Here is a 14,805-nt window from a genome sequence, read left to right on the forward strand (position 1 = left end):
CGACAATAGCGCGATGGCCCCACCTGATCCCTTCCCGAACTCAGAAGTGAAACATCGTAGCGCCAATGGTAGTGTGGATTCGTCCATGTGAGAGTAGGTCATCGTCAGCTCTCTATACTGAAATATCCCCCGACTAGTTATCTAGCCGGGGGATTTTCTTTGCGTGGGATAAAGTACTGTGTGCTATTATTTATAACTATTATCATATTTCGGAGTAAGTCATGGGCGTTTCACTTTATTATACAGCTGAGCGTACGACACTTTTAACGGAGCAAGAGCAAGAAAATATTACGCTGATCGTTGATAAGTATAATGAAAGCTTTGAGCATACAGAAGAGGCAGAGTCGTTTGATCTTTACGCCTATGATGATAGTGAGTCAGAGGTGATATTAGCAGGTGCCACGAAAATATCTTCTAGTATGGATGTTGAGGATCTTATATATACGCTTGGTCATTGGCTAGAATGTTTGACTGAGATTCGATTGGCAGTCACTGATGCAGAGTGGCATGTGCACTTAGACGATACTGATGCAGTATGGGTAGATGATAAATGGCAGATGGAAGAATAACTTGTTAGTATTAGGCAAAGTGTGCCATTAACTGTTAATCAGCTTGAGTCTATATGAATAAGTTTTACGGCGCTCTCCTTATTAGCAAGCTTTCTATTCAAAAGAAAGCCCCCTTTGCTCATGCGGAGGGGGTTTTCTTTTGCCTGCCGTTTGGGGTAAACAGCGGAGTTTAGTAGTATTGTCTTTAATATGGGTTTAAAGTAGATGAGCATAATAATGCTAGGCTTAAGAGCAAGCAGCTGGGATCATCAGTATTGATCTTTTATCATTTTAAAAGGTTAGTTAACTTTCAATAACACTAAGCTAGAAAGCAAATTAGGATATAAACCGATGTTAATTATTAAACTAACTGATAGTAGAGAAAATTTGGACGATATTGAGAAAATATGTCTATATTTAACAAAACACAAAGAATTACTGCCTTTGATAACCACTGAAGAAGGTAAGGATATTTCCTATATTTTGAAGCCAACATTTAAAGTAGATCACAATGAATCTGAAAAGAAAGCGCACTGGGAAAAAGTATTCAATGAGTTTACGCTAACTGATAATAAAGGCGATGAAATGCGTTTTCATAGAGAGAAAAAAACAGACGCTTTATACTTTGGTACTAAGAAAGGATTTGAGACCCTAGAAAGTATCAATAATGATGAACCTGCTATTAAAGGTAGATTTAACCACTAAAGCGATTAGTGAGCTTCTGTTAATCGATTGAGCTTTGATTTAAGATATGTTTTAGTCACACAGTAAGCTGTTATGAGTGTCTGGTAACTTTAGAATAATGGAGTCTATATTTTGTTTAAACTTTACTATTACCCAAACAATGCTAGTTTGGCTCCACATTTTCTCCTGCACCATGTGCAAGCGGATTATGAGTTAGTGCTTGTCGAAAGAGAGAAGGACACTCACAAATCAGCCGACTATCTGAAGTTAAATCCTACTGGGCGTATTCCCACGCTGGTCGTTGATGATCAGCCAATCTTTGAAAGTCCTGCTATCTGCATTCATATTTGTGAATCCCACCCAGAGTACGAGTTGATACCGCCACTTGGCGATCCCAAACGGCCATTATTTTTTCAGTGGCTCGCATTCTTAAACAATACGTTGCAAGCGGAGCTGATGGTTCGTTATTATCCACATCGTCATACTAATGATGAACGTAATATACCAAGTGTTATATCTGCGCAAGATGATCGCATTGCAGAGGCTTTGTCTATCATTAATGATCAGCTGGAGTCTAATGAGTTTTTGCTTGGTGAAAAACTATCGGCATGTGATTACTTTCTCTTTATGTTGGCGGAGTGGTCATTGGTATCAGAAAAATCGCCTATGACCTATAAAAACTTGGCAATGTATTTAAATCGATTAAGTGAAAATTCTAGTATAAAAGCAGTATGTGAGTTTGAAAAGATAGATCTGACACCATTTAAAATATAATCGTACTAAGTTATTAAGGTTATAACTCAGAATTTTTAAGAAAGAATTGAGGCAGCAAAGGGAAAGCTTATGTCAATTTGGTCACTGGTTCTAATATCATTTTTGCATATTACGATTGGTGGGGCTTTTTCCCTTGGTTTTCTCTTTTATATTTGTGCAGAGAATAGCCCAGATTTATCTAGATTTGAAAATACGGCTCTGTTTACTTTACTCATCGCATATACAGTATCTTTATTAGTGAGTACTGGACTGGCCATTTACTATTATGTTGCACTTGATAGCGAGTCATATTACTTATGCTTTTCGTTGTCTTGGGGCCTGCTCATACTGCTGTTAGGTTATTGGACCTATATTTCAGCAAGGTTTAGCTAACAAATGGTTTAAGAGTATTTGACAAATCAGTGAGGTTTTTCAGCAGATTGGATTTAGCAGTTGTAGAGTATTCTTTGATTTGAAAAGGTTAATCATTAGCTCTCTATTTTTAGAAAACTCCCTTGCACTAAACTGAAAGTGAGTTTCTCTGTTTGCGATGTCTAGTTTTTAGAAATGCTCATACTTTAATAACTCATACCTTTTAGTATTAATATCATCTACAATTGTAGGATAATAACCTGTTAGTGGGTAATGAAATATGGAGATTATGAGTTGAGAAAACCACGATTATTTATTGCGTCCTCGGTTGAGAGTATTCCAATCGCTGAGGCCGTAAATGTCAATCTTGATCATGATTTTGAAGTTACTATTTGGAAAAATGGTACATTTAAACTATCTTCTTCAACAATTGAAGATTTAGTAGAAAAATCATCTACTGTAGATTTTGCATTATTTATTTTTGCACCTGATGACATTGCTACGATTAGAAGTAGAAATGAGCATGTAGTTAGGGACAATGTGATATTCGAAATGGGTCTGTTTGTGGGCGCAATTGGAAAATCTCGTTCTTTTGTTTTAAAGCCGCGTGATGTAGATATGCATTTGCCAACTGACTTATTGGGAGTAACCCCTGCAGACTTTGATGCAAATCGTTCAGATGGGGATTTAGTTTCTGCAACTAATAGAGCGTGTTCTTTGATTAAATCTGAGGTAGAACGATTAGGGCTCATAAGTCATACTAGTCTTTCAGAATCTAGAATAATTATTGCTAACCCTGCGGTCTATCATCTACAAGAACAAGACTATAAATTCTTAGCGACTTGTCTTCAGAGTTATGTTGCCGATCCCATAGGTCTGCCGTTCCATACAATATCTAATAATTTTCGTGGAATAAATGAGGCTATTCTTCAAATATCACTTATTAAACTTGAACGTATGGGGCTAATAAGTAAGTCTATAGAAACAGATTACCAGAACGGATATGATTGCTACGTATATTCAATTACTGAGTTAGGCATAGATGAGCTTTTGAAAAACGAAGATATTCTTCAACCTAAATCGTTTGAGATAGCTAGTAATCTTAATAAAGATATGCCTTTTTGATGCTAATAAAGTGAGCAATGTATTTAAATATAAATTCAGTTCTTATCATAAGACAGTTTCTGGGGTTAGACAAACAGGTGTATCTAATCAGAATATATACTATATTATAGAAATTATTCTAATAATTACTGAAAAATATTTTCAAAGATGAGTGACTATGGAGTAGTTAGAGATGGTCGACTCATTCGCAAGACTTTGAAGTTATCAGGAGAACAACCTTTACTGACAATATTCTTTCTAGAATTATCTAGTGGTGAATGGTGCTGGAGCCACACTTGATAACGTCATTAGTTAAGTTAAGTATACTTGTTTAACTTGAAATAAATAGTCATAAGATAGAAGGTTTCAATGGAAAGATTAACAAAAGAACAAATTCGAGAGTTACCAGTATATGAGGGTATTTCTCTAGAAAACATAGTCATTGTGACTAAGAAAGAAGATGCTACTCACGCAATAGCAGAATTAAAAAAACATACATGCTTAGGGTTTGATACAGAAAGTAAGCCTTGTTTTAGGAAAGAAGATGTAAGTGATGGACCTCATCTCATACAGATAGCAACAAAATCTAAAGTGTTTTTGTTTCCTACGAAATTTTATAAAAATTTCTCTGATATAGAAAAAATATTATCAGATCCAAAAATAAAAAAAGTGGGTTTTGGATTAAAAGAAGATAAAAAAATAATTTTTAGTAAATTTGGAATTAAATTAGTAAACTCGGAAGACCTTTCTTCAAAAGTTATGCGTTTTGCAGGGACCAAGCAAAGAGTCGGTGCTAGAGCTGCTGTTGCAATGTTTTTTAATCAAAGGCTTTCTAAGGGAGCACAAAAATCAAACTGGTCGATATTTCCTTTAAAGGAGCATCAGAAGAGATATGCTGCTAATGATGCTCATTCGGCCTTATTAATTGAACTGGAAATAGAAAAAAAAGGGCAAGACACAGTCCTGTAGAAAGTTATTCAAAAATATTGAGCTTTTATTTTTGATGTATTTGTTATACGTATAAATTCATTGTTATAAATTTTTTACAGGATGTTATTCCAACAACAATAATCAAAGAGAACCCCATGACAACTTCAAAAGTAACCTACCAAGGTAATTTACGCACCCAAGCCATCCATCTACAGTCAAACAATCAAATCATCACTGATGCCCCTACGGACAATCACGGCAAGGGCGAAGCGTTTTCTCCCACTGATTTGCTAGCCACCAGTTTGGGCAGTTGTATCTTAACGATTATCGGTATCAAAGCCGAAGCGATGGACATCGATATCTCAGGTACGACCGCAGAAGTCACCAAAGTCATGGCTACCAAACCAAGGCGTGTGAGTGAAATACACGTTATAGTCAATTTCTCAAAGGCATTGGATGAGAGTACGTTAAAACGATTTTACAAAGCTGCGTTGACCTGCCCAGTAGGCAATAGCTTGGATCCTGCCATTACTCAAAATCTAGTATTTAACAATGGCACAGACGCTTAATATGTCTAATAAGACCTTACTCATCGTTGCTCATGCGCCATCGCCCAATACTCAGAAATTGGCGCAGGCAGCTTTAGACGGTGCCAATCATCCTGATATAGATATCACTGTCATCTTGAAATCACCACAGGACACGCAGCCTGAAGATGTGTTGGCAGCCGATGCGTTACTGCTAGGTACGACTGAAAATCTGGCGTATATGGCAGGGCTGACCAAGGACTTCTTTGATCGTTGCTATTATCCAGTGTTAGAAGAAAAGCAGGGCATGCCATTTGCGGTATACATACGTGCAGGGCATGATGGTACGGGTACTAAACTTGCGCTCAAAACCATTACCATGGGATTGCGCTGGTCGTGGGCGCAAGAAGCGTTGATACTACAGGGCGATTGGCAAGACAGCTTTGCTGCGCAAGTAGAGGCGCTAGCCATGACGCTAGCCGCTGGCGTAGAAGCGGGTATTTACTAGTCCTAAGACATTTGGCAGTGACTAGGGTAGGATTTGACAATGCTTATGAATCTATTGACATTAATACTAAGACGATAATAGACGGTCTGGAGAGAGTAGTCATGCATGACACTGATCTAAATAGTGATAATCTGAATAGTAAAGTGGACATCGCTGCATTGCCGTTTTCTCAAGCGTGTGAGAATAATAAGCAGCCTATCTTAGAAGTGCTGCAAACTGAGCTACAAGGTTTTAATTATGTGCTAGAGATTGGCTCTGGGACTGGTCAGCATAGTGTGCACTTTGCGCCCAATCTGCCTGAGCTACAATGGCAAACGAGTGATGTGATTAGTAATCATCGGCACATAATAGCTTGGCATCATGCTTACCCTGCGCCCAATCTATATGCCCCTTTGGCGTTTGATTTGAGTACGGATGCCGTACCTGTCAATAGCCAGTTAAACTTATCTTATGATGCAATGTTTACGGCCAATACGCTGCATATTATCAGCTGGGCTTTGGTTGAACGGTTATTTGCATTGGCTGGTGATGCGCTACCTACTGATGGCAAACTGATTGTATACGGCCCATTTAACGAAGAGGGTAAATATACCAGTGAGGGTAATCAGCGATTTGATGCGATGTTGAGAGCAGGCAATCCTGATAGTGGTATTCGCCATAAAGAAGACATTGTCAGTTTAGCAAGTGAACATCATTTGCAACTGAATAATACTTATGCAATGCCTGCCAACAATCAATTATTGGTATTTCGGAAGAGTTAAATGCTTAATATTGTATAAAAAAAGACACCTCAATGGATCATTATAAGATCTTATTGAGGTGTCTTTTTTCGTCTACTTATCTACTTATCTGCTTTGTGCGGTTAGACTATTTATACTCTTCTGATAAGAAGTCCAAGTAACGCTTCCAAGAGCGTTCATCCGCACGTGCATCATATCTATCACTGCCGAACACGCTAAAGGCATGTGGCGCGCCGCTATAAGTGACCATCTCGTGAGGTATCTTAGCTGCTTCTAGCGTCTTACCCAAAGTCGCAAAGCTTTCTAGAGAGACAGATTGGTCAGCTGAGCCATGGAACACCAGTATCTCGCCTGTGGTCTTATCATAACTCTGACCGGTTGGAACCTCAAAAGCCCCATGGAATGGTACAAACGCTTTTTGCTCAAATCCTGAGCGTGCTAGTTCTAGCGCAACCGTACCGCCAAAACAATATCCCATAGTCGTGCCTTTTCGCACATCATTGCCTTGCAGTTGTCCTGCCGTTAATGCCCCTGCTAATATCCGACGCATTTTATTACGGTCGTCATATAGCTCCCCCGTTAGACGTTTGTTTTCTTCAATAGAAGTAGGGCGAACGCCTTGACCAAACATGTCTGCTGCTAGCACATTGTAGCCTTCAGTTGCTAACATGTCAGCGCGTTTGCGTTCGTAGTCGGTTAGACCATCCCAATCATGAATGAGCAAAATAAAAGGTGCGTTGGGCTTATCCGCTTTGGCGTAATAGCCTTCGTATGCTTGATCATCCACTGTGTAAGTAACGTTTTTGGTCGTAATCGCGGCGGCTGTTTGGCTGAAAGTCAGTGCCATTAGACCGACTGACGCACCCATTAGCAATGAGTGATAAGGTTTTTTGGATAAGGAATTTAAAGTTGGTAACATGGTAGGTCGCCTTATAGTCATATAAAAAATAGTCGCATCGTTAAATCCATACAAACCCGCTACATCGTCATCCTCGCTAACCATACTAATGTATAACTTGCGCTCGGCTTCCTTGTATCGGAATTATTTGAATCCAACGATATAAAAAAGATAAATATGAGGCTAAAACCATGCCAATGTATTTATCAGTCGTTTTTAATGCTTCATAAAAGCATACCTTAAAAAATCACTACATTACAAGAATCTATTATCAGTGTTGATGCTCACTTTAAACCATCTAAAACGGCTTATTTATCACGGCTGCAAACTTTAACCAAATATCAACAAGGAGTGCCATGAATTAGTCATATCTTTTGGCTAATATTAGATACAGCTCAGCATAGAGCCTACTTTCAATTACTAGCTAGGATGCATAATGAAAAATAATATTGATCATACTGACCCCGCTAAAGATATGAATACTGAACGTGGCAATGGTGGCGAAACTCATCAGCGTGCCAGTGATGACACTAAAGTTTTGACAACGCAACAAGGCGTTGCCATCTCTGATAATCAAAACTCTCTAAAATCTGGCAGTCGTGGCCCTACATTGCTAGAGGATTTTGTACTGCGTGAAAAGATTCATCATTTTGACCATGAGCGTATTCCTGAGCGTATCGTCCATGCGCGCGGTAGTGCTGCACATGGTTATTTTGAGCTGACAGAATCACTAGAAGAATATACCACGGCGAAAATTTTGACCGAGACGGGTAAGCAAACGCCTTTATTTACGCGTTTTTCTACCGTTGCTGGTAACAAAGGCTCAAAAGATACGCCTCGTGATGTCCGTGGTTTTGCTGTGAAGATTTATACTGAAGAAGGTAACTGGGATATCGTCGGTAACAACATGCCGATTTTCTTTATTCAAGATGCGATGAAGTTCCCAGATTTGATTCATGCGGTAAAACCAGAGCCTGATCGCGGTTTCCCGCAAGCAGCATCTGCGCATGATACCTTTTGGGATTTTGTATCATTGACTCCTGAGACCATGCATAACTTGATTTGGCTGATGAGTGATCGTGGTCTACCGCGTAGCCTACGTATGATGGAAGGCTTCGGTATTCATAGCTATCGTCTCATCAATAAAGAAGGCAAAAGTACCTTTGTACGTTTCCATTGGAAGCCAATACTGGGTGTGCAGTCAACCACATGGGATGAAGCCGTGAAAATCTCGGGTGCTGATCCTGACTATCATCGTCGTGATTTGTTTGAATCAATCAATAATGGCGACTATCCTGAATGGGAATTTGGTGTTCAGTTATTTACAGAAGAAGAAGCCAATGCGTTTCCGTTTGACCATTTAGATGCGACCAAACTGATTCCAGAAGAGATGGTGCCAGTGAAGGTAGTGGGTAAAATGGTGCTCAATCGTTATCCGGATAATTTCTTTGCGGAAACGGAGCAAGTCGCGTTCTGTCCATCACATCTGCCACCAGGTATTGACTTCAGTAACGATCCATTATTGCAAGGTCGTCTATTTAGTTATCTAGATACCCAGCTATCACGTTTAGGCTCGCCAAACTTTGCACAAATTCCAATCAATGCACCAAAATGTCCATTTGCGAACAATCAGCAAGATGGTCATATGCAGATGCAAGTACCAAAAACTCGCACGCTTTATGAGCCACAAAGCCTAGATCCAACGAGACCTCGTGAAAGCGCCAAACGTGGCTTTGAGTCATTCCATGAGCAGTTAGATGATGGGGTAAAAGGTCGCGTACGTGCAGAGAGCTTCGCCGATCATTATAGTCAGCCGCGTATGTTCTATCGTAGCCAAACACCGACGGAGCAAGCACACATTGCAACGGCTTATGCCTTTGAGCTTGGTAAAGTAGATACGGCACACGTACGTGCTCGCATGCTTGGTCATTTGATTCACATCGATGAAGATTTGGCCAATCGTGTGGCAACAGCGCTCGGTATGGAGTTACCAGAGCCTGCTGATGCTGCGGCGCCTGTACTAGACATGGCAACGTCTAAAGCAATACAAACCATTGGCTTGACTCCTGATAGCCTAAAAGGTCGTATGATCGGTATCTTGGTAGCAGAAGGTTCCAATAGTAGTGAAGTCAAAAAATTCGAAGATGCTGCTAAGGCGCAGGGTGCCAGTGTCAAGATAGTAGCACCTAATAAGGAAGTGGTACTGGATGATGGCACCCGTATACAAGCCGATGAGCGTCTCGCTGGTGGCCCATCAGTGATGTTCGATGCGGTAGTGAGTATCATTATGCCTGAACAGGCTAAGAAGCTCGCAAAAGACAGCTCAGCATTAGATTGGTTCAATGATGCTTACAACCATTGTAAAGCGATTGCTTATTGCGGTGCGACGGATGAATTCATTTTGAGTAAGCTCCCTGTTGAAAAAGACAGTTTTGTCACGCCACTGGCTGAACTAGATGCCTTTATTAACAATGCGAAGTCTCGTCTGTGGGAGCGTGAGCCAAAGGTACGTGATTTGGCGTAATTAATCTCACACAGTTTCCAAATACGTTAAATTTCTTCAGAAACCCAGCCTAAGTGCTGGGTTTTTGTTTATGTGAGGAAAAGTGGTTTATAGTCACAAGCGTTCACTCAAAGTCATTACAATATGAATAGTGAGGGTTATACTAAAGTCTACTAAGGCGCGTTAAAAGCGTCTTCTATAGTAGGACGACTATAGTGACCAATCATGTAGCAGGGAATGCAAATGAGTTTATGTGAAATTGTACGTTTAGAAGGATATATTCAAAGCACATATCTGGCGGTATATCCAGATAAGATTATGCTGCTAGATGGAGCGTGTCGCCCTGATGTGGCGATGGTATTAGATTATATTAAAACGACGTTACAGAGACCAGTCACAGACCTAAAAGTAGTTGTGGTCACTCATATGCATCCAGATCATGCAGGTGGGGCCCATAAGTTCCGAGAGCAGACAGGTTGCCTGATTGTCTCAGCAGACAAAGATACGCAGTGGTACAGCCGTATCGCTGGGCGCACCATGCACCTTGTAGATATGAACCTTGCGCATTATGTGGCGAGACGTCAAGGTCGCTCTCCAAAAAATTTATATTATCCAGCACATCTCAAAGCCGATATCACCGTTGGTGAGGGTGACTGCGTGCCAGGGTTTGATGAATGGCAGGTGTTAGAGACCCCAGGACATACAGACCGTGATTTGTCTTTGTTTCATATGCCCAGTCGACAGGTCTATACGGCTGACTTAATTATCAAGCTACGCCACAAGTTTGTGGCGCCTTTTCCAGTCTATGATCCTAAGGTTTATATTCAATCACTCCAAAAGATAAAAGACTTAAAACCTTCAATGGTTATGATGGCACATGGGTGTGAGCTGGCGATAGATGAGGCAACTTTTGATATGTTGATTACGCAAGCACCCAAGCATCCACGTACGATTAAAGACACAATCAAACATAAACTGCTGTGGCGAAAAAATAGCGAATTTACTGTCTTTAAGAAAAAACGAAAAAAATAAAATTTAAACGAAAAAAAGCTCAGTTACTATTATAGTAACTGAGCTCTCTAAATATGGTGGGCCGACCGCGACTCGAACGCGGGACCAATTGATTAAAAGTCAACTGCTCTACCAACTGAGCTATCGGCCCTGAAGAGCGTATAAAAAAGCACTGGCTTTTTTAACTCTACAAGTGAATTTACAGTTTCGTAAATTCGGTGAAGTTTTCTAAAAGAAATCTTCTTAAACTTTGTGACTTATTATGCCGCTACCTGATAGGGTAAGGTACACAACAAGCGTAATACTAAATATGGTGGGCCGACCGCGACTCGAACGCGGGACCAATTGATTAAAAGTCAACTGCTCTACCAACTGAGCTATCGGCCCTGAAGAACACATAAAAAAGCATTGCTTTTTAGTTCTACAAGTCAAAGTTCTTTAAACAAAAACTTTGTTAATCAAACTTAATTTTAATAAGCACATTAAGTTTGTTTCAACGTTTAAATATTTTGTATCCCTAAACGTGAGAGCACATTATATATATTATTATGACAATTACAACCCTAAATGATAAATAAAGTGCAAATATTAGAAAAAAAGTTATATTTCTTCAGGATTTCGCTATTAGAGCCGTTTCAGACCCTAATTTAATGATTCAGCTCGCTTGTCATTCACTATTAATCTCTAGAGAGGGCATCCACAGGGTCAAGTTTGGCAGCATTACGGGCAGGCAAGAAGCCAAAAACAACCCCGATGAGCGTTGAGCATACGAAGGCTGCAATAATAGAAGTTGATGAATAGATAACTTTAAAACTATCGCCGCCCAATCGATTGATCAATTCGCCAATGGCAAAGGCCATACCAATACCCAGTAAGCCCCCTAAAATACAGACCAGTACGGCTTCTATTAAAAACTGCTGCATAATATCGCTTTGACGGGCGCCTACGGCCATTCGTACCCCAATCTCATTGGTACGCTCGGTCACAGAAACTAGCATGATATTCATAACGCCAATACCACCAACTATTAATGAGATAACGGCAACGGAGGAGATAAGCAGCGTCATCGTTCCTGTCGTCGATTCAATGGTCTGACGAATAGAGTCTGAGTTTCGAATCTCAAAGTCATCTTTGCCATGACGACCTTCTATTAAGTCGGAGATAGCAGACTCAGCTGCACTAGAGGAGATGCTATCATCTAATAACGCAACAAAACGGTCGATATTAGCACTACCAGTAATACGTGACATGACAGTGGTGTAGGGCATATATATCGTAGGTGTGGTAACGTCTGGGCCAAAGCCACTGTCACTTTCCTCTAGGACGCCAATGACTCGCCCAGGTACACTGCCGATGAGCAGTACTTCACCAACTGGGTTTTCAACGTCTGAAAAGAAGGCTTCTTGAGCATTACTATCAATAATAATGTCTTGACTGCGCAGGCTAATACTTTGTGCATCAAAACCTTGACCCAGTGCTAATGTCTCACCAGTAACCCCTAGGTAGTATTCACCAACGCCATTAATCGTTGAACTCTCTTCTACACCGCGATAACGAACACTAGAAGTGGCGTTCACTTGAGGGCTAACGTTAATGACATAAGGTTGATTGCCGACCGCTTCTGAGTCTTCTGGGGTCAGATTGTCATCATTGTAACGGCGTCTTGGGTCGCCTCTAGGGTAGCCGTCATTCACTGTTATAGTATTGGTACCGAGTGAACTGATATTCGCGAGAATCTGCTGCTGAGAGCCTTGACCGAGGCCGACGATAGAGACAACAGCGGCGATACCGATGATAATACCTAACATGGTCAGTAGGGTGCGCATCTTGTGTGCACGCATGGCGAGCAAGGACATCTTAAAGGCTTCGAGCAAACGATCGACAAAGCTACCAAAGGCGCTTTTTCGATGTTGGCTCAGAATAGGCTCAGGCTGTTGAGTTGTCGGTTTATAATGCTCAGTCTTATAATCAGCAATGACATAACCGTCTTTCAGCTCAATCACGCGTTCGGCTTGGGCGGCAAGCTTGGGATCATGGGTAACCATAATGATGGTATGACCTTGATCATTTAGGTCATGTAAGATGGCCATCACATCTTCGCCAGATTTACTATCTAGCGCACCCGTTGGCTCATCGGCTAAGATAACATCGCCACCATTCATCAGAGCACGAGCAACCGAGACGCGCTGCTGCTGACCACCTGAGAGCTGGCTAGGTCGATTGTTTACCTTTTCTCCCAGTCCTAAGTCTGTCAGGAGCTTTTCGGCACGATTGATGCGTGCCTCAGTATTCATGCCAGCATATACGGCAGGGACGGCGACATTGTCTTTGGCATTGATATCACCGAGCAGATGATAACGCTGAAAAATAAACCCAAAGTGCTCACGGCGCAATTTAGCCAGTTCATCAGCATCTAGCCTGTTTGCTGATTGGCCATAAATTTTATAATCACCAGCTGATGCTTGGTCTAAGCAGCCCAAGATGTTCATTAAAGTGGACTTGCCTGAACCTGATTGCCCAATAATAGCGACCATCTCACCTTGATTGATGGTTAGGTTGATATCATGCAAGACTCGAATGGTTTGCTCACCAGCAGGGAACTCTCGAATAATCCCCGACAGCTGCATAATAGGATTATCAGCGATGGAGGATACATTATTCTTTGGGGCTTCTGCTGAGACGTCAGCGCTCATGGGCGACGGTTTAGAAGATTGAGATATAGTCATAGCAATGTCTTTAATCAAGTGTCGTGAGCGTCGGTGTAGCAGAGCTGATTTGTACCAGCTCTATTACAATCAACATATACAAAGAATAGGTTACATGCCTGGAATGCCACCACCGCCAGGTCCACGCCCGCTACCTGATTTTTTAGTGCTCTCTCCACTGATGATAACTTCCTCGCCTTCTTTTAAACCACTTAATATTTGCGCATTTACTCGGTTGTCGATACCTACTGTTACGGCTCGTTCTTCGACGCTACCGTCATCTTTTAGCACCCGTACATATTTGCTGGTTTGGGCTTGGCCTTCTACTTTCTTTTTAGCCGCCCTTTCTTGTACGACCGTTGATGGTACAAGTAGTGCATCTTTGGCTTCATCAATAATGACATAGATCTGAGCGGTCATATCAATTCTAAATAATCGATCAGGGTTTGGCACTTCCACATAGCCGACATAGTAGATTGCAGAGTCCGTTGAGCTGGTCTCACTAATCTCCTCAGGTGCTGGCTCAATGGCTGTCAAGGTCGCATCATACTGTTTGTCTGGATTACCAATGATATTGAAGTAGGCAGGCATGCCAGCACTGACGTTAATGACATCAGCTTCGGAGATTTGTGCATTGATACGAACCGTTGATAAATCGGCTAGAGTCACTAGTGTTGGCGCCGTTTGATTGGCGTTGACGGTCGTGCCTTGTTCGGTCGTGATAGAAACGACCGTACCGGATATGGGCGCACGAATAGTGGTATAGCTGAGATCTTCCTCTGCGGTACTTACGTTCGTCTGTGATATGCGTATGGCTGCCTGCTGACTATTAATATTAGCATCTGTGGTAGCGATCGCTGCTTTTGCTGTATCGATGGCAGCACGTGCATTAGCAACGGCTGCTTCGGCTGTCTCAACGCTAGTTGCTTGCGTGTCATACTCTTGCTGAGAGATGGCATCAATGGCAACCAAAGACTGCAAACGAGAAAAATCGGACTTTGCTTGCTTCAGCTCAGACTGACGGCTGGCAAGGTCGGCATAGGCGCTTTTTAGACTGGCTTGCTTGCTTAGTGCTTCTGCTTTTGCACTTTGAAGTGCGGCTTCACTTTGCTGAAGGCCAGCTTGTTGATTGCTTAAGTTATTGTTTTGAGTGACTTGATCAATCTGGGCAATCAAATCGCCTTTCTGTACCTCATCACCCACTTCCACATAGAGACGTGTTACTTCACCAGAGACCTGTGCACCGACATCAACCGTATTTAAGGCTTTGACTTTGCCTGAAGCCATGACATTTTTTTCAATATCGCCGAGCTCAACCGTGGCAGTTAAGTAGTTTGGGCCTTCTTCTTCTGGCTTCAACGTAGCATAAGCCAACGCCACCAATGCGGCAATAATCAGGACAATGACGCCCCATTTGATAGCAGATTTTTTGCTCATTTTGCGCATAACAACAATCCAATGACAATAAACTCAAGTATGGTTATAGTAGATGCTTCATCCCTAAAAGGGAATGGCAATTAGT

Annotated in this window: 13 protein-coding genes, 2 tRNA genes and 1 rRNA gene; 11 read left to right on the forward strand and 5 right to left on the reverse strand. The window is 41.5% G+C overall.

What is annotated here, in order from left to right; genetic code table 11:
* The 9 genes from rrf to IPZ60_RS05405 all read left to right on the forward strand — a co-directional run.
* Positions 1-110: ribosomal RNA gene (gene rrf / locus IPZ60_RS05365) — 5S ribosomal RNA — on the forward strand; the annotation flags it as partial.
* Between the two features lie 111 nt (positions 111-221).
* Positions 222-569: a hypothetical protein gene (locus IPZ60_RS05370; RefSeq protein ID WP_194196844.1), complete on the forward strand. Its 348-nt coding sequence runs from the start codon at positions 222-224 to the stop codon at positions 567-569.
* A gap of 330 nt (positions 570-899) precedes the next feature.
* A complete protein-coding gene (locus IPZ60_RS05375; RefSeq protein WP_194196845.1) occupies positions 900-1,253 on the forward strand; it encodes a hypothetical protein in 354 nt (117 codons plus the stop codon).
* A gap of 111 nt (positions 1,254-1,364) precedes the next feature.
* Positions 1,365-2,006 carry a glutathione S-transferase family protein gene (locus tag IPZ60_RS05380; RefSeq protein WP_194196846.1) on the forward strand — a complete coding sequence of 214 codons (642 nt, stop codon included), beginning with the start codon at positions 1,365-1,367 and terminating at the stop codon, positions 2,004-2,006.
* Positions 2,007-2,630: 624 nt separating this feature from the next.
* On the forward strand, positions 2,631-3,482 hold the full coding sequence (locus IPZ60_RS05385) for a nucleotide-binding protein (protein ID WP_265087443.1): 852 nt from the start codon (positions 2,631-2,633) through the stop codon (positions 3,480-3,482).
* Positions 3,483-3,830: 348 nt separating this feature from the next.
* Positions 3,831-4,430 carry a 3'-5' exonuclease gene (locus tag IPZ60_RS05390; RefSeq protein WP_194196847.1) on the forward strand — a complete coding sequence of 200 codons (600 nt, stop codon included), beginning with the start codon at positions 3,831-3,833 and terminating at the stop codon, positions 4,428-4,430.
* A 116-nt stretch (positions 4,431-4,546) separates the two neighbouring features.
* The gene (locus IPZ60_RS05395; protein WP_194196848.1) at positions 4,547-4,960 is read left to right on the forward strand and encodes an OsmC family protein; all 414 of its coding nucleotides are present in this window, start codon (positions 4,547-4,549) and stop codon (positions 4,958-4,960) included.
* Position 4,961: 1 nt separating this feature from the next.
* Positions 4,962-5,426, forward strand: coding sequence for a flavodoxin family protein (locus IPZ60_RS05400; protein WP_194196849.1), 465 nt, complete (start codon positions 4,962-4,964; stop codon positions 5,424-5,426).
* Between the two features lie 101 nt (positions 5,427-5,527).
* Positions 5,528-6,187 (forward strand): DUF938 domain-containing protein, encoded by a 660-nt coding sequence (locus IPZ60_RS05405; protein ID WP_194196850.1) that lies wholly within the window; start codon positions 5,528-5,530, stop codon positions 6,185-6,187.
* A 106-nt stretch (positions 6,188-6,293) separates the two neighbouring features.
* Here IPZ60_RS05405 and IPZ60_RS05410 read toward each other — a convergent pair whose 3' ends face one another.
* Positions 6,294-7,085, reverse strand: coding sequence for a dienelactone hydrolase family protein (locus IPZ60_RS05410; protein ID WP_194196851.1), 792 nt, complete (start codon positions 7,083-7,085; stop codon positions 6,294-6,296).
* A gap of 415 nt (positions 7,086-7,500) precedes the next feature.
* Between IPZ60_RS05410 and IPZ60_RS05415 the strand changes: the two genes are divergently transcribed.
* Both IPZ60_RS05415 and IPZ60_RS05420 read left to right on the forward strand, forming a co-directional pair.
* Positions 7,501-9,588 (forward strand): catalase, encoded by a 2,088-nt coding sequence (locus IPZ60_RS05415; protein ID WP_194196852.1) that lies wholly within the window; start codon positions 7,501-7,503, stop codon positions 9,586-9,588.
* A gap of 222 nt (positions 9,589-9,810) precedes the next feature.
* A complete protein-coding gene (locus tag IPZ60_RS05420) occupies positions 9,811-10,599 on the forward strand; it encodes an MBL fold metallo-hydrolase (RefSeq protein ID WP_194196853.1) in 789 nt (262 codons plus the stop codon).
* A 54-nt stretch (positions 10,600-10,653) separates the two neighbouring features.
* Here IPZ60_RS05420 and IPZ60_RS05425 read toward each other — a convergent pair.
* The 4 genes from IPZ60_RS05425 to IPZ60_RS05440 form a co-directional block, all read right to left on the reverse strand.
* Positions 10,654-10,729 (reverse strand) — tRNA-Lys (locus IPZ60_RS05425).
* A gap of 160 nt (positions 10,730-10,889) precedes the next feature.
* Positions 10,890-10,965, reverse strand: a tRNA-Lys gene (locus tag IPZ60_RS05430).
* A 290-nt stretch (positions 10,966-11,255) separates the two neighbouring features.
* Positions 11,256-13,271 carry a MacB family efflux pump subunit gene (locus IPZ60_RS05435; protein ID WP_370463020.1) on the reverse strand — a complete coding sequence of 672 codons (2,016 nt, stop codon included), beginning with the start codon at positions 13,269-13,271 and terminating at the stop codon, positions 11,256-11,258.
* Between the two features lie 123 nt (positions 13,272-13,394).
* The gene (locus tag IPZ60_RS05440) at positions 13,395-14,729 is read right to left on the reverse strand and encodes an efflux RND transporter periplasmic adaptor subunit (protein WP_194196855.1); all 1,335 of its coding nucleotides are present in this window, start codon (positions 14,727-14,729) and stop codon (positions 13,395-13,397) included.
* Positions 14,730-14,805: the final 76 nt, after the last annotated feature.

The organism is Psychrobacter sp. NG25 (genome assembly GCF_015234355.1).
Taxonomy (GTDB): domain Bacteria; phylum Pseudomonadota; class Gammaproteobacteria; order Pseudomonadales; family Moraxellaceae; genus Psychrobacter.

What these genes read in the sequence shown, in the direction of transcription:
- IPZ60_RS05370 (WP_194196844.1), top strand. Translation starts at nt 222, where the DNA reads ATGGGCGTTTCACTTTATTATACAGCTGAGCGTACGACACTTTTAACG.
- IPZ60_RS05375 (WP_194196845.1), top strand. Translation starts at nt 900, where the DNA reads ATGTTAATTATTAAACTAACTGATAGTAGAGAAAATTTGGACGATATT.
- IPZ60_RS05385 (WP_265087443.1), top strand. Translation starts at nt 2,631, where the DNA reads ATGAAATATGGAGATTATGAGTTGAGAAAACCACGATTATTTATTGCG.
- IPZ60_RS05390 (WP_194196847.1), top strand. Translation starts at nt 3,831, where the DNA reads ATGGAAAGATTAACAAAAGAACAAATTCGAGAGTTACCAGTATATGAG.
- IPZ60_RS05395 (WP_194196848.1), top strand. Translation starts at nt 4,547, where the DNA reads ATGACAACTTCAAAAGTAACCTACCAAGGTAATTTACGCACCCAAGCC.
- IPZ60_RS05400 (WP_194196849.1), top strand. Translation starts at nt 4,962, where the DNA reads ATGTCTAATAAGACCTTACTCATCGTTGCTCATGCGCCATCGCCCAAT.
- IPZ60_RS05405 (WP_194196850.1), top strand. Translation starts at nt 5,528, where the DNA reads ATGCATGACACTGATCTAAATAGTGATAATCTGAATAGTAAAGTGGAC.
- IPZ60_RS05410 (WP_194196851.1), bottom strand. Translation starts at nt 7,085, where the DNA reads ATGTTACCAACTTTAAATTCCTTATCCAAAAAACCTTATCACTCATTG.
- IPZ60_RS05415 (WP_194196852.1), top strand. Translation starts at nt 7,501, where the DNA reads ATGAAAAATAATATTGATCATACTGACCCCGCTAAAGATATGAATACT.
- IPZ60_RS05420 (WP_194196853.1), top strand. Translation starts at nt 9,811, where the DNA reads ATGAGTTTATGTGAAATTGTACGTTTAGAAGGATATATTCAAAGCACA.
- IPZ60_RS05435 (WP_370463020.1), bottom strand. Translation starts at nt 13,271, where the DNA reads ATGAGCGCTGACGTCTCAGCAGAAGCCCCAAAGAATAATGTATCCTCC.
- IPZ60_RS05440 (WP_194196855.1), bottom strand. Translation starts at nt 14,729, where the DNA reads ATGCGCAAAATGAGCAAAAAATCTGCTATCAAATGGGGCGTCATTGTC.